14 protein-coding genes and 1 pseudogene are annotated in these 14,275 nt (G+C 64.0%); 10 read left to right on the forward strand and 5 right to left on the reverse strand.

The window, feature by feature from the left end:
• The first annotated feature begins 1 nt into the window (after position 1).
• From HB778_RS25705 to HB778_RS25725, 5 genes are all read left to right on the forward strand, one after another.
• A complete protein-coding gene (locus HB778_RS25705; protein WP_183457996.1) occupies positions 2-2,095 on the forward strand; it encodes an ATP-dependent helicase in 2,094 nt (697 codons plus the stop codon).
• A gap of 8 nt (positions 2,096-2,103) precedes the next feature.
• Positions 2,104-2,880, forward strand: a complete 777-nt coding sequence (gene dapB / locus HB778_RS25710) for a 4-hydroxy-tetrahydrodipicolinate reductase (protein ID WP_183457998.1) — start codon at positions 2,104-2,106, stop codon at positions 2,878-2,880.
• Between the two features lie 243 nt (positions 2,881-3,123).
• Positions 3,124-4,080: an ABC transporter substrate-binding protein gene (locus HB778_RS25715; RefSeq protein ID WP_432421270.1), complete on the forward strand. Its 957-nt coding sequence runs from the start codon at positions 3,124-3,126 to the stop codon at positions 4,078-4,080.
• 105 nt (positions 4,081-4,185) lie between these two features.
• The gene (locus tag HB778_RS25720) at positions 4,186-4,995 is read left to right on the forward strand and encodes an ABC transporter ATP-binding protein (protein WP_183458002.1); all 810 of its coding nucleotides are present in this window, start codon (positions 4,186-4,188) and stop codon (positions 4,993-4,995) included.
• Between the two features lie 11 nt (positions 4,996-5,006).
• Positions 5,007-5,885, forward strand: coding sequence for an ABC transporter permease (locus tag HB778_RS25725; protein ID WP_183458004.1), 879 nt, complete (start codon positions 5,007-5,009; stop codon positions 5,883-5,885).
• 8 nt (positions 5,886-5,893) lie between these two features.
• Here HB778_RS25725 and HB778_RS25730 read toward each other — a convergent pair whose 3' ends face one another.
• Together HB778_RS25730 and HB778_RS25735 are read right to left on the reverse strand one after the other, a co-directional pair.
• Complete coding sequence (locus HB778_RS25730) at positions 5,894-7,252, reverse strand: sensor histidine kinase (protein ID WP_183458006.1); 1,359 nt, start codon at positions 7,250-7,252, stop codon at positions 5,894-5,896.
• The gene (locus HB778_RS25735; RefSeq protein WP_183458008.1) at positions 7,242-7,910 is read right to left on the reverse strand and encodes a response regulator; all 669 of its coding nucleotides are present in this window, start codon (positions 7,908-7,910) and stop codon (positions 7,242-7,244) included. Before HB778_RS25735 ends, HB778_RS25730 begins: the two co-directional genes overlap by 11 nt.
• Positions 7,911-8,392: 482 nt before the next feature.
• Here HB778_RS25735 and HB778_RS25740 point away from each other — a divergent pair, with 482 nt between their 5' ends.
• Positions 8,393-8,626, forward strand: a complete 234-nt coding sequence (locus HB778_RS25740; protein ID WP_183458010.1) for a DUF680 domain-containing protein — start codon at positions 8,393-8,395, stop codon at positions 8,624-8,626.
• A 226-nt stretch (positions 8,627-8,852) separates the two neighbouring features.
• Entirely contained in the window at positions 8,853-9,092 is a 240-nt protein-coding gene (locus HB778_RS25745) for a DUF680 domain-containing protein (protein ID WP_183458012.1), read from the forward strand.
• 56 nt (positions 9,093-9,148) lie between these two features.
• Here HB778_RS25745 and HB778_RS25750 read toward each other — a convergent pair whose 3' ends face one another.
• The 3 genes and pseudogenes from HB778_RS25750 to purM form a co-directional block, all read right to left on the reverse strand.
• Positions 9,149-9,658, reverse strand: coding sequence for a SixA phosphatase family protein (locus HB778_RS25750; RefSeq protein WP_183458014.1), 510 nt, complete (start codon positions 9,656-9,658; stop codon positions 9,149-9,151).
• 15 nt (positions 9,659-9,673) lie between these two features.
• Positions 9,674-10,380, reverse strand: a pseudogene (gene purN, locus HB778_RS25755) (phosphoribosylglycinamide formyltransferase).
• The gene (gene purM / locus HB778_RS25760; protein WP_183458016.1) at positions 10,377-11,486 is read right to left on the reverse strand and encodes a phosphoribosylformylglycinamidine cyclo-ligase; all 1,110 of its coding nucleotides are present in this window, start codon (positions 11,484-11,486) and stop codon (positions 10,377-10,379) included. Before purM ends, purN begins: the two are co-directional and overlap by 4 nt.
• A gap of 216 nt (positions 11,487-11,702) precedes the next feature.
• On the opposite strand from purM, the gene HB778_RS25765 reads away from it, so the two are divergent.
• From HB778_RS25765 to hdaA, 3 genes are read left to right on the forward strand one after another with little or no spacing between them, the layout of a single operon-like run.
• Entirely contained in the window at positions 11,703-12,260 is a 558-nt protein-coding gene (locus HB778_RS25765; RefSeq protein WP_183458018.1) for a CDP-alcohol phosphatidyltransferase family protein, read from the forward strand.
• Positions 12,232-13,440 (forward strand): AI-2E family transporter, encoded by a 1,209-nt coding sequence (locus HB778_RS25770; RefSeq protein ID WP_183458020.1) that lies wholly within the window; start codon positions 12,232-12,234, stop codon positions 13,438-13,440. The genes HB778_RS25765 and HB778_RS25770 overlap by 29 nt, the downstream gene beginning before the upstream one ends.
• Positions 13,437-14,141, forward strand: a complete 705-nt coding sequence (hdaA, locus tag HB778_RS25775; protein ID WP_183458022.1) for a DnaA regulatory inactivator HdaA — start codon at positions 13,437-13,439, stop codon at positions 14,139-14,141. Before HB778_RS25770 ends, hdaA begins: the two co-directional genes overlap by 4 nt.
• Positions 14,142-14,275: the final 134 nt, after the last annotated feature.

Consider the following 14,275-nt stretch of genomic DNA (forward strand, 5'->3'; position numbering starts at 1 on the left):
GATGAACCTCGCCGCCCATGATTCGACCTTTGTGGAATCGACTGCCCAGCCCGCCTATCTCGCGCGGCTGAATGACGCCCAACGTCAGGCCGTCGAGCATGGCGACGGCAGGATCGCCGGTCCCTTGCTGGTCATTGCCGGCGCCGGCTCGGGCAAGACCAACACGCTGGCACATCGCGTCGCTCATTTGATCGTCAAGGGCGCCGACCCGCGCCGCATCCTGCTAATGACCTTTTCGCGGCGCGCCGCCTCCGAAATGGCCAAGCGCGTCGAGCGCATCGCCGGCGAGGTGCTCGGCCGTGACGCCGCGGTCATCACCGATGCGCTGACCTGGGCCGGCACCTTTCACGGCATCGGTGCGCGGCTGTTGCGCGACTATGCGCTGGAGATCGGCCTCGATCCGGCCTTCACCATCCATGACCGCGAGGATTCGGCCGACCTGATGAATCTCGTGCGCCACGAACTCGGCTTCTCCAAGACGGAGGCGCGCTTTCCGACCAAAGGCACCTGCCTTGCCATCTATTCGCGCGCCGTCAACGCGCAGGCGCCGCTCGGCGAAGTGCTAGGCTCCGCCTTCCCCTGGTGTGCCGGCTGGGCCGAGCAGTTGAAACAGCTGTTCGCCGGTTACGTCGAGGCCAAGCAGGCGCAGAACGTGCTCGATTACGACGATCTGCTGCTCTACTGGGCGCAGATGGCGGCCGAGCCGGAAATCGCGGCGCATCTGGGCGGGCGTTTCGACCACGTGCTGGTCGACGAATACCAGGACACCAACCGGCTGCAGGCTTCGATCCTGATGGCACTCAAACCCGACGGCGCCGGGCTGACGGTGGTCGGCGACGATGCGCAGTCGATCTATTCCTTCCGTGCCGCCGAGGTGCGCAACATCCTCGACTTCCCCAACCAATTCGCGCAGGCCGCCCATGTGGTGATGCTGGAGCGCAATTACCGCTCGACCGAGACCATTCTGGCCGCCGCCAATGCGGTCATCGGCGAGGCCTCGGAGCGTTTTACGAAGAACCTTTGGTCGGAGCGCAAATCAACCGACAAGCCAAGGCTGGTAACCGTGCGCGACGAGGTCGAGCAGGCCAACTTCGTCTGCGACACGATCCTCGCCGAGCGAGAGGCCGGCACGGCGCTGAAATCGCAGGCGGTGCTGTTTCGCGCCTCGCACCACAGTGGGCCGCTCGAAATCGAGCTGACGCGGCGCAACATTCCCTTCGTCAAGTTCGGTGGCCTGAAATTCCTCGATGCCGCGCACGTCAAGGATGTGCTGGCGGTGCTGCGCTTTGCCGAAAACCCGCGCGACCGCGTCGCCGGTTTCCGCGTGCTGCAGCTGATGCCGGGCATTGGCCCTTCAGCTGCCGGACAGATTGTCGAGACGATGACCACGGCGCTGGATGAGGCGATGGGCCTCGCCGGCTGGCGGCCGCCGCAGCGCGCGGCGGATGACTGGCCGGGCTTCGTCTCGCTCTATGCCGGCCTGCGGGCCGGCGCCAAATGGCCGGCCGATCTAGAGCAGGTCAGGCTGTGGTACGAGCCGCATCTGGAGCGCATCCACGAGGACGCGATCACCCGGCGCGCCGACCTTTTGCAACTCGAGCAGATCGGCTCGGGTTACGCCTCGCGCGAACGCTTCCTGACCGAACTGACGCTCGATCCGCCGGACGCGACCAGCGACCAGGCCGGACCGCCGCATCGCGACGAGGATTATCTGATCCTGTCGACCATCCACTCGGCCAAGGGCCAGGAGTGGAAGAATGTCTTCGTGCTCAATACGGTCGATGGCTGCATTCCGGCCGATCTCGGCGTCGGCACCAAGGAGGATATCGAGGAGGAGCGCCGGCTGCTCTACGTGGCGATGACGCGGGCCAAGGACAATCTCAACCTCGTCATGCCGCAGCGTTTCTTTCCGCACGGCCAGGCGGCGCGCGGCGACCGCCACCTCTATGCCTCGCGCACCCGCTTCATCCCGGCCTCGATCCTCGCCGCGTTCCAGCAGGTGTTGTGGCCGAGCGCGCAAGCGGCGCAAGGCAGGGCGCCCCGGCCGGAAGTGCGCGTCGATATCGGCGCGCGCATGCGCGGCATGTGGAAATAGCTGAAATTATGTCCCAACCGCCGATCCGGATTGCCCTCGCCGGCGCGCTGGGACGCATGGGCCGCCAGATGGCGGAGGCTGTGCAGGCCCATCCGCGGCTGGCGCTCGTTGCACGCTTCCACCGGCCAGGCAATGCGGGCGATGGGCTGGTGAGCCGCGACGAGGCGCTTGCCTTGGCCGATGTAGTGATCGATTTCACCACACCGGCCGCCTCCGCCGATCTGGCGAGCTTCTGTGCGAAGCGCGGCGGACCGGCCCTGGTGATCGGCTCGACCGGTTTCGATGCCGCCGAACTGGCGGCAATCGCCAACGCCGCGAAAACGATTCCCATCGTCCGCTCCGGCAGTTTTTCGCTCGGGCTCAACATGCTGGTCGGGCTGGTCGAGCAGGCGGCGAGGGCACTCGCTGCCGAAGATTGGGATGCAGAGATTTTCGAGGCGCATCATCGCCACAAGATCGACGCGCCGTCGGGCACCGCGCTGATGCTGGGCCAGGCCGTTGCCGGTGGACGCGGCGTCGAACCGGACGCGGTCGCAAGGCGCGTTCGCGACGGCGTCACCGGTGCGCGTCCGGCCGGCGAGATCGGTTTTGCAGTGGTTCGCGGCGGCAGCATCATCGGCGAGCACAGCGTCAGCTTCTGTGCCGAAGGCGAGCTTGTTACTCTGTCGCATGCGGCCGGCGACCGCATCATGTTCGCCCGTGGCGCCATTGCCGCGGCACTTTGGGTGGCGGGACGCTCGCCCGGCGAATACGATATGCGCGACGTTCTTGGGCTGAACGATTGAGCAGGCGTGCGTTGTCGCGGCATGTTCGCTAGCCGCGGCTTACCAATCCGTAAGCTTTGATTTTCAGCTTTTCCTTGAAAGCTGGATGAAAGGTTGGTGCCATAACTGTTGACTGGCGTCCCCATATTGTCGCGCAAAAGCGATGGGAGAGAGAGGGGCGCGGTAAACGAACAAAGGGAAGAGGCCATGTCGCTCGCGCGAATTCTGCTTGATTCAGCCGCCACAACCGCACTCGTCGCCACCATGGCCTTGTCCGCGCCATCCGCACGCGCCGACGAAAAAATCTCCATCATGGTCGGCGGTTACGAGAAACAGATTTATCTGCCCGCCAAGCTGACCGAGGCGCTCGGCTACTTCAAGGACGAGGGCCTCGACGTCGAGTTGCTGAATGAACCGGCCGGCGTCGACGCCGAAAACGAGATGCTCGCCGGTGCCGTGCAAGGGGTTGTCGGCTTCTACGATCACTGCATCGATCTGCAGGCCAAGGGCAAATTCGTCGAATCCATCGTCCAGTTCAGTCAGGCGCCGGGCGAGGTCGAGCTGGTTTCGACGAAACATCCGGAGATCAAATCACCCGCCGACTTCAAGGGAAAGAGCCTGGGCGTGACCGGTCTGGGCTCATCGACGAATTTTCTTACGGAATATCTCGCCGTCAAGAACGGCTTGAAGCTCGGGGATTTCACCTCGGTTCCGGTTGGCGCCGGCACCACCTTCATCGCCGCCATGCAGCAGGACAAGATCCAGGCCGGCATGACGACCGAGCCGACAATCACCCGCCTGCTGAAAACCGGCGAAGCGACCGTTCTTATCGATATGCGCACAATGGAGGGCACCAAGGCCGCGCTCGGCGGCACTTACCCGGCCGCATCCCTCTATATGCAGACCGACTGGGTCGAAGCGCATAAGGACATCGTGCAGAAGCTGGCCAATGCCTTCGTCAAGACGCAGAAGTTCATCAACACCCATAGCGGCGCCGAGATCGCCGACAAGATGCCGAAGGACTATTATGTCGGCGACAAGGAAGGCTACGTGAAGGCCCTCGATGCCGGCAAGGCAATGTTCACCCCCGACGGGATCATGCCTGCAGGTGGGCCGGAGACGGTGCTGACGGTTCTTTCAGCCTTCAAGAAGGAACTGCAGGGCAAGCAGATCGACCTCTCAAAGACCTACACCTCGGAATTCGTCAAGAACGCCAAGTAGCAGGCCGAGCCGGCGCGATGCGCGACATCGCGCCGGCAATCGTCAGCTCTTAATGTCCGGCGGCCCTGGCCGACGGCGGCGCCCGCTCGTATCTGGAGTTCCACCATGGCCCCTGAAAAGACCACACCAGCGATTGAGCTGATCAATGTCAGCCGTCGCTTCCTCTCGCCCACCGGCAAATCGCTGACGGCGCTACGCGATTTCACCATGACCGTCGAGCGCGGCGAATTCGTCGCCGTCGTCGGCCCGACCGGTTGCGGTAAATCCACCACTCTCAACCTGGTCACTGGATTGGCAAGCCCAAGTGCCGGCGAGGTTCGTGTCATGGGCGCGCCGGTCAAGGGGATAGACCCGCGCATCGGTTTTGTTTTCCAGAGCGATGCTTTGTTCCCCTGGCGAACCGTGATCGAGAATGTGATGGCCGGCCCGCTTTTTCGCGGCAGGGCGAAGTCGGACGCCACGGCCGCGGCGCGCGACTGGCTGGCGCGCGTCGGCCTGTCGCGTTTCGAGCACCATTATCCGCACCAACTTTCCGGCGGTATGCGCAAGCGCGTGGCGCTGGCCCAGACTTTCATAAACGGCCCGGAGATCCTGCTTATGGACGAGCCGTTTTCGGCGCTTGACGTACAGACGCGCGTGCTGATGCACGAGGAATTGCTGCGGCTGTGGTCGCAGGCAAAGGCTTCCGTGGTCTTCGTCACACATGACCTCGAAGAGGCGATTGCGCTCGCCGACAAGGTCTATGTCCTGACCGCCGGGCCGGCCACGGTAAAATCGGTCTACACGATTGATCTGCCGCGTCCGCGCGTCGTCGCCGATATCCGCTACGAGCAGAGCTTCATCAATTACTCGCGCACGATCTGGGCCGACCTCAAGGAAGAGGTCGAGACCAGCTATGCGCGTGCGGCAGCCTGAGGAGGAAAGCCATGACCGATGCCGCCATCGACATCAGAGCAGGGGCTTTCAAGCCTGGCACATCAGACGCCGAAATCGAAGCTGCCGCCGCGAAGGCGGCTACGCATCGCCGCCGCACCGTGATGTTCTGGCGGGTCGCCATCCTCCTTGCCTTTCTCGGCCTTTGGGAAGTCGCCGCGCGCGAGGCCTGGATCGATCCGTTCTTCTACGCGATGCCGAGCGCGATCGCGCAGCGGCTCTATGAATGGACGACGGAAGGAACGTCCGAGGGGCCGCTCTGGTATCATCTCTATGTCACCATGGAGGAGTCGGTCATCGGCTTCGCGACCGGTTCGGTCGCCGGTATCATCATCGGCGTCGCGCTCGGTCGCAACCGGATGGCCGCCGACATTTTCTCGATCTACATCAAGGTCATCAATTCCATTCCGCGCGTGGTTCTGGCGCCGATCTTCATCATGATCCTCGGCCTCGGCCTCGCCTCGAAAGTGGCGCTTGCCTTCGTGATGGTATTCTTCGTCGTCTTCCACAATGCCTTTCAGGGTGTGCGGGAAGCCGACAGGGCAATGATCGCCAATGCCCGCATCCTCGGCGCATCCAACTGGCAACTGACCCGCTCGGTGATTGTCCCGTCAGCGATGAGCTGGATCTTCGCCAGCCTGCATGTCAGCTTCGGCTTTGCCATTATCGGCGCGATTGTCGGCGAGTTCGTCGGCGCGCGCTTCGGCATCGGCCTGCTGATCAACATCGCCAAAGGGTCCTTCGACGCCGCCGGCATGTACGCTGCGATCGTCATCGTCATGGTGGTGGCGCTTGGTGCCGAGTACCTGATGACGATGGTCGAGAGCCGCCTCGCAAAATGGCGCCCCCAGCCACTGAATGAGACGCAGTGAGCCATACGCTAGCCGCTCGCCAGCGGCAGCCGCACTTCAACCACCAGACCGCCGGTCGCGCTATCCCCGAGGGTGACGCGACCGCCGGCATTCTCGACGACTTCGCGCACGATGGCGAGGCCAAGCCCGCTGCCTTCCTCGGTCGAGCCGGCGATACGGTAGAAGCGCTCGAACACATGGTCCCGCTCGTCCACCGGGATGCCGGGTCCGTCGTCGGCGACCGTCAGCACGGCGTCGCCAGCGACGGCCGCCAGCCTCACCGTGACGCTGCCGCCCGATGAGGAGTAGCGCAGCGCGTTGTCGACGAGGTTGACGATCATCTCGCGCAGCATGGTGCCGTCGCCGATGACCGGCACGGGGCCGGCCTCTTCCAGGCCAAGATCGATGTTGCGGGCGATTGCAACCGGCGCCTGAGCCTCCAGCACATGGCGGGCGGCGTCGGTCAGGTCGATGCGGTCGGCGCGCGGCCGCCGGCTGCCTGGTTCCGCCCGTGACAGGGTGAGCAATTGTTCGGCCAACCGCGCCAGCTTGCCGGAGCTTGCCTGCAGCGCCACCAGCGCCTCCTGGCGCGCGTCGGGGACAGTTTCGCGCAGCGCATAGCTCGCTTGCGTCGACAGCAGTGCCAGTGGGGTGCGCAATTGGTGCGCCGCATTGGCGATGAAGCGGCGCTGCGCCGACATCTGCGCCCGCACCCGCTCCATATAGGCGTTCAGCGCATCGATCAGCGGCCGGATCTCGTTTTGGGCACCCGGCACTTCGACCGGGTCGAGATCGCTGCGGCTGGGCGAGCGCACCGCGTCGCGCAGCCGGATCAAAGGTGCAAGGCCACGATGCAGGCCAAGCAGAACGAACAAGCCGGCAATCGCCACCAGCGCCAGCTGCTGGGCAAAGGCGCCAAACCAGAGACGCCGGACCATGGCATCGTGTCCGGCAAGCGTGACGCCAACGGTAACTGATATCGGCGAGTCGTCTCCGGCGCCGACCACCGTATGGCTGTAGGTAAGCAGCCGCAGCTGATGGTCGCGATAGGTGGCTTCAGTGTCGGAGGATTTCGGTGCCTCAGGCAGGTCCGGGTAGCCGGTCAGCAGCCGCCCTCCAGCAGCCTTGACATGATAGTAGACACTGTCGCGGTCGCCGGTGTCGAACATCTCGAGCGCCGCCGGCGGTATCGTGGCGTCGAGCACTCCCTCGCTCACGGCGACGCGTTCGGCAATCGCCCGGGCCGAACCCATCAGCATGCGATCGGTGACAAGGTCCGCGGTTGCCAGTGCGTTGCGGTGGCTGGTCCACAGATTGATGGTGACGAGCCCAACGAGCGGCAAGACCACCCAAGCCAGCAGTTGCAAGCGGAGACTGTTAATCCTCATGGCGCAAGAGATAGCCGAGGCCGCGCAACGTGACGATACGGACCCGCGACCCCTCGAGCTTCTTGCGCACGCGATGCACATAGATCTCGATGGCGCTGGGGTCGGCGTCGGTCTCGAAGTCGTAGATCGCCGCCGAAAGCGCTGCCTTGCTCACCGTGCGCCCGGCCTTGACCATCAATTGCTCCAGCACCGCATGTTCGCGCGGCGTCAATGCCAGCGTCTCACCGGCGAGCGAAAACAGCCTTGTGTTGGTGTCGAAAACGAGATCGCCGCAGGCAACGACAGGTGCTGTGCGGTCATTGGCGCGTCGCAGCTGGGCCCGGATACGGGCCTCGAGCTCCTCGATCTGGAATGGCTTGGCCAGATAGTCGTCGGCGCCTTCATTGAGGCCCTTGACCCGACCGTCAAGGCTGGCATTGGCGGTCAGCACGATCACCGGCACCCGGTTGCCGCGCGCCCGCAGCAGGCGCAGCACCTCCAGGCCGCTCATGCGCGGCAGCGCCAGGTCGAGGATGACAAGCGCGTGGTCGCCCGCCGCCAACGCATACTCGACATCCTCGCCGTCATGGACGATGTCGACCACATAATTCGCCTGGCGCAGGGTCTTGCCCAGCCAGTCGGCCAGTTCGTGATTGTCCTCGACAAGCAGCAGTCGCATCTTCTATGGCAGTCCGGATCCATTTCCCAGCGGATCGCCTTGGGCGTGATCGGCCGCGGCACCCCTGATCTCTCTTGAATGAGCGACAGTATCGATCCCAACGCAAGAAAAATGCGCGTCTCGCGGCTAGGGGTAACAGCAGATCCTTACAGGCTCAGGTCGGCCTATTTTCACCCACAAATCGAACCGGTCGGTTCAAGTTATGTTGACGGACCGTGAGCGGATGATGGATGCCGGCTGGGTGAATCGCCGCATCGTTCGCTGGATGTTTCCATATAACCATATGATATTAATAAATAAAATGGTCTTTGCCTGACCTTCTGGCCGAAGTTCAAGGTCTGGATTCGGTGCGTGATGGAACATCTTCGTGATTGGAAGTCGACGAACGAAAAACCCACTTCCGACTTGTCCGAGCGACGCGAAATTCCTCCCAAGGGCACGCCACTAGACGGACTGAAAAGAGAAATACTGGAGTACTTAAAATGACCAAGATCGCACTTACCGCTGCTGCCATCCTCGTTGCCACCGGCAGCGCCTTCGCCAGCAGCGACCATTATGGCTCGGACAACGTCAACCAGCCGGCTGTTACCACGCACTCGAGCAACATCGACCACAGCTACACGGCTTCGACCCGCAAACCGGTCGAGCACCACGGCTTCAAGCTGACGCCCGATTCGGTCCAGCCGGAATCCGGTCAGGGGATCTGGGGCAACTAAGCCAACGCTCAAGCAGGCCTCGATGACAAAGAGCGGTGGGTTTGACCCGCCGCTCTTGTTTTTTGCGTGGCAGGGCAGGCACGGGCTGGCGTCGGTCTGAGTAGCCGGTCTTCAAACCGGCGGGAAAGCTCCGCCTCCGGGAATAAAACCGGAGGGCCTCGGGTCTTACCTCCAGCGGAACCCGTCCTCCCAAGACGCCGCCCAACGGAAGAACCAGGAGATTGAAATGAACAAGATCGCTCTCGCTATCGCCGCCATCCTCCTTGCGACCGGCGGCGCCTTTGCCGGCAGTGACCATTATGGCTCCGACAATGCCAATCAGCCGGTTGCTTCGGTCGCCGGCGTGGATCATGCCGTCACCGGCGCGGTCAAGAACACGGACATGGCCGGGCACAAGGCAGCCGACACCAGGATGAAGACCACCACCGACTGGCCGGAATCCGGCCAGGGTATCTGGGGGAACTAACGTTTCCAGCGCGCGTACGACGGGCTTGGCCTGCAGCCGCCCGGCCTGGAATTGCTCTAGCTCAGATCCTTTGGACGCAGGCAATGCGTCAGCCGCCCGGACGAAAGGCCAGACCAGTCGCCATCGAAGACGAAGCGCGCGAGGGCTGCGGTCGGAAACTTTTCCTCGAGCCTCTTGCGTGCTTTGGTCTCCGAGCCTGAGCCGGCAAGCTGTTTCGCCAGATCCTCCAGGCCCGGATTATGGCCGACCACCGCCAGGCAAGCGCTCGACGGCTCGGCTTTGTGAATCTGGCTCAGAATATCCGCCGCCGAAGCGTCGTAGAGCGCATCGACAAACGCGACTCGGGGATGCATCGGCAGTTCCGCGGCGACCAGCCGCCAGGTGTCGCGGGTGCGCAGCGCCGACGACACCAGCACCTGATCCGGCAGCCAGTCGCGCGCTGCAAGCTCCCGCCCGATCAATCGGGCCGCCTTCAATCCGCGTTGCGCGAGCGGCCGGTCGAAATCATCGAGAGCAGGGTCGTCCCAGCTCGATTTGGCATGGCGAAGCAGAAGCAGTTGTCTCATCGCGGCACTCTCGGCTCACGGCGTGATCCGCGCCAGATGCTCCAGGTCGGCTTCTTCGCGCAGCGGATCGGGCGCCATCACTACCGAGGTGCCGTTGTCGGCATCGTCGGCAAAGTGGGCAAGCACCGTGCGCCCGGCCTCCATGCGCGCCTTGCCTTCGGCGACCAGCCCGAGCGCCAGCGGATAGAGCCGATGCTCGGCCTTCAGTACTCGAGCAGCCAGCGTATCGGCATTGTCGCCGACCATCACCGGCACGGCCGCCTGGGCGATGATCGGCCCGTCATCCATTTCCGACGTGACGAAATGCACGGTGCAGCCATGGATGCGCAGGCCGGCGGCCAGCGCGCGCGCATGGGTGTCGAGGCCCTTGAATGCCGGCAGCAGGGCAGGGTGGATGTTGATCATCCGGCCCTGCCATTTCTGGACGAAGCCGGAGGAGAGGATGCGCATGTAGCCGGCCAGCGCCACGATCTCGGCGTTGAAGGCCGTGAGCGCCGCGTCGATCGCCGCGTCATGCGCCTGCTTGCTGCCATGGCCGGCACGCGAAATGACCTGCGTGGCGATGCCGCGCGCCTTGGCGACGCCGAGGCCGGCGGCATCAGCCTTGTCGGAAATGACGCCGACGATCTCGGCTGGAAAGGCCGGGTCGCTGGCCGCCGCGATCAGCGCGGTCATGTTGGAACCGCGCCCGAGATCAGGACGACCGTGCGTTTTCTGCTCATAGGCCGATCGAACCCCGATAGATGACGCCGGCGTCGCGTCGCGGCACGATGCGACCGATCGGCGTTACCGTCTCGCCGGCTTCCTGCAGCACGGCGGCGACTTGCGCCGCCTGGCCGGAGGCAACCGCCAGGATCATGCCGATGCCGCAATTGAAGGTGCGCATCATCTCTTCGGGCGCCACACCGCCGGTCTTGGACAGCCACGAGAACACCGCTGGTACGTCGATGGCTTCGAGATCGAGTTCGGCCGAAAAATCCTTGGGCAGCACGCGCGGAATGTTTTCGGGAAAACCGCCGCCGGTGATGTGCGCCAGCGCCTTGATGCCATGTGTGTTGCGAATGGCCTTGAGGATCGACTTGACGTAGATGCGGGTCGGTTCGAGCAGCGCCTCGGCCAGTGTCGCGTCGTCGTTGAACGGCGCCGGATCGCTCCACGAAAGGCCGCTTGCGGCGACGATGCGGCGCACCAGCGAAAAACCGTTCGAATGCAGGCCCGAGGAAGCGAGACCCAAAAGCACGTCGCCTTCGACGATGTCGTCCGTGGGCAAAAGCTGGCCGCGTTCTGCGGCACCCACGGCAAAGCCCGCGAGGTCATAATCCTTGCCGTGATACATGCCCGGCATTTCCGCCGTCTCGCCGCCGATCAGCGCGCAGCCGGCCTGCCGGCAGCCTTCGGCAATGCCGCCGACGATCGCAGCGCCCTGGTCGGGGTCGAGCTTGCCGGTGGCGAAATAGTCGAGGAAGAACAGCGGTTCGGCGCCCTGCACGACGATGTCGTTGACACACATGGCGACGAGGTCGATGCCGATCGTGTCGTGCTTGCCGGCATCGATGGCGATCTTGAGCTTGGTGCCGACGCCGTCATTGGCGGCGACCAGTACAGGATCGCTGAAGCCGGCAGCCTTGAGGTCGAACAGGCCGCCGAAACCGCCGATCTCGCCATCCGCACCCGGCCGCCGTGTGGCGCGCACCAGCGGCTTGATCTTCTCGACCATGAGATTGCCGGCATCGATATCGACGCCGGCCTCGGCATAGGTGAGCCCGTTCCTGCGCTTGCTCGTTTTGGGCTGGCCCGTTTTGGGCTGGCTTGTTTCGCGCTTGCTCATCGCAATTTTCCTGCTCGTTTGCGGGCTCTTCGCATGAACGGTTTCGGTCCGCAAGGATAACGGCGGAACCGAGCGCCATTTGGCCTGACAAAAGCGTGGATAGCATTTTCCGACATTCGCGGCGAACACCGTGACAGCCGAATTGCGCGGCACGGAGCTTGCGGCGCCTCTCCATCTCCATCATCTATCCCTGACCTGAGAGGACGGGCCGAGCATTTGACCATCCCCAACCTGATCACCATCCTGCGCCTTGTGCTGGTGCCTGCCGTGGTGCTGGCCATGCTGCAGGCGCGCTGGGACTGGGCCTTTGCTGGCTTCGTCATTGCCGGCGCCTCGGATGGCGTCGACGGCTTCATCGCCCGCCGTTTCAACCAGCAGTCCAGGCTCGGCGCCTATCTCGATCCGATGGCCGACAAACTGCTTTTGGTTTCGGTGTTCGTCGTCATGGGCTTCATCGGACAATTGCCGCTGTGGCTGGTCGTCACCATGGTGTCGCGCGACGCGCTGATCGTCTGCGCGGTTTTGTTGTCCACCGTCATGGCTCATCCGGTCGAGATAAAACCGTTTCTGGTGTCGAAGGCCAATACCGCCATCCAGATCGTGCTGGCGGCGGTCGTGCTGGGGGAACTGGCCTTTGCCGTGCATCTCGACCCTCTGCGGCCAGCCCTCATATTGCTGTCCGGGGTCTTGACCGTGGCTTCGGCCGCAGCCTATCTCGTCGCTTGGCTGAGGCATATGAGCGGCTATGGCGAAGGCTCCAATCCGGACATCTGAGAAAGAAGCGGCGGTGATCGAGGCTGCGGCCGCCGATCTTGCCGCGGGCTCAGCGTTTCGCCGCCAGATCTTCTTCTGGCTGGCCGGCGTCGCCGGACTTGCGCTCTTCCTCTATATCTTCAGCGACATCCTGCTGCCCTTCGTCGCTGGCATGGTGCTGGCCTATTTCCTCGACCCGGTCGCCGACCGGCTGCAGCGGCTCGGCCTGTCGCGCTTCATGGCGACGGTGGTCATCCTCATCACCTTCCTCATCGTGCTGGTGCTGGCCTTCGTCATCCTCATTCCGGTACTGGCGACGCAGATGGCCGATTTCGCGGGCAAACTGCCGGAATATCTGACCCGGCTGCAGAGCCTGATCACCTCTTTCGATCCGAAATGGCTGGAGCAGAAGTTCGGCGTCAACGCCAATGGCTTGCGCGACGGGCTGAATTCGCTGCTGACTTCCGGTTTTGGCCTGATCACCACGGTCTTCACCTCGCTGTGGAGTTCCGGCATGGCGCTGGTCTCGGTGGTCAGCCTGTTCGTGGTGACGCCTGTGGTCGCCTTCTACATGCTGCTCGACTGGGACCGCATGGTGGCGGTCATCGATAGCTGGGTGCCGCGCGACCATGTCGCGACCGTGCGCGTCATTGCGCGCGACATCAACACCGCCACCGCCGGCTTCGTGCGCGGCCAGGGCACGCTCTGCCTCGTGCTGGGCGCCATGTATGCCACCGGCCTGACGCTGACCGGGCTGAACTTCGCCATCCTCATCGGCCTGTTTGCCGGTCTGATCTCCTTCATCCCCTATGTCGGCTCGCTGACCGGTCTGGTGCTGGCCGTCGGCGTCGCCTTCGTCCAGTTCTGGCCGGACGGGACGATGATCGCTGCCGTTGCGGTGGTGTTCTTCATCGGCCAGTTCATCGAAGGCAACATCCTGCAGCCCAGGTTGGTCGGCAAAAGTGTCGGCCTGCATCCGGTATGGCTGATGTTCGCGCTGTTCGCCTTCGGCGCGCTGTTCGGCTTTGTCGGCCTGCTGATTGCCGTGCCGGCTTCCGCCGCCGTCGCCGTTCTGGTGCGCTTTGCCATCGCCCGCTATCTCGAATCGCCGCTCTACAAGGGCCACGCGACGGAGCCCGCGCCGCCGCTGCCGGCCGATCGCGGCGGCGGCCACCGCACGCAACCGCGTCGCTTGAAGTGACCGCCCAGCGAACCGATCCGCCGCGCCAGCTGCCGCTCGATCTCGGCCACGGCACCGGCTATTCGCGCGACGAACTCGTCGTCTCCGGCACCAACAACCAGGCGGCGGCCCTGGTCGACCGCTGGCCGGACTGGCCCTCACCGGTGGTGGTGCTGGCAGGTCCCGCCGGCTCCGGCAAGACGCATCTGGCCGCCATCTGGCGCGCGCGTGCCAACGCTGTGGGTGTCGATGCCAGGCGTATTGGCGACAGCATAGCGAACCTCGGCGCCCGGCCGGCGCTGATCGACGATGTCGATGCGCGCGCAATCGACGAACAAGGCCTGTTCCATCTGATCAATGCGGTGCGTGGCGCCGGCTCGACGCTGCTGTTGACCGCACGGCGCTTTCCCTCGGCCTGGGGTGTTTCGCTGCCCGATCTGGCCTCGCGACTGAAGGCGGCGGCGACCGTCGAAATCCACGAGCCCGACGACCTCCTGCTCGCCGGTGTGATCACCAAACTGTTCGCCGACCGCCAGGTCGAGGTCGAACCGCATGTCGTGCAGTATCTGGTGCGGCGTATCGAACGCTCGCTGGCGACAGCCATGCGCGTGGTCGAGCGGCTGGACCGCACCGCGCTCGAGCGCAAGACGCCGATCACCCGGGCGCTTGCCGCCGAAACGGTCAACGCCATGGACGAAGGGCAGGGCGCGTTCGAGATTTAGAGTGCCTCGATAGTCAGCCCGACAAACGGAGTGCCGTGTCCCATTTCGGGAAATAAAAGCTGGCATCGATCTTGCTGCACCAGCTTGCCGGCTGACCCCGGTCCTGATTGCGTTCCAAATCAGGTTGTAGGCTC

The organism is Mesorhizobium huakuii, from assembly GCF_014189455.1.
In the GTDB taxonomy this organism is placed as follows: domain Bacteria; phylum Pseudomonadota; class Alphaproteobacteria; order Rhizobiales; family Rhizobiaceae; genus Mesorhizobium; species Mesorhizobium huakuii_A.